General features: G+C 38.5%; 1 pseudogene. It reads right to left on the bottom strand.

From position 1 onward, the window contains the following. A pseudogene (locus tag FPQ13_RS13875) lies at positions 1 to 252 on the bottom strand (CHAP domain-containing protein); the annotation flags it as partial.

Raw genomic sequence — 252 nt, 5'->3', positions numbered from 1 at the left:
CCAGTCCAAACACCCCAGTCGCCTGGTTGTGGTACAAAGTCTTTTGTATTTCTAATTATCTTGAAATCTCTACCTCTATAATTAGATTTCTGAGCCATAGCATCAGCATTTCCCCATGTTCTAAATCCCCAATATTTATCGAGTAAATAATTAGGTAAATCCCAGCATTGTGCTCCCATTCCAGAACCAGGTACATCAATAGCTATTTTGTTTTTAGCGATATATAACGCCCATTCAACCACTTCACTAGCT

This window comes from Allobacillus salarius (assembly GCF_007559425.1).
Taxonomy (GTDB): domain Bacteria; phylum Bacillota; class Bacilli; order Bacillales; family Alkalibacillaceae; genus Allobacillus; species Allobacillus salarius.
This window is presented reverse-complemented; position numbering and strand designations above follow the sequence as displayed.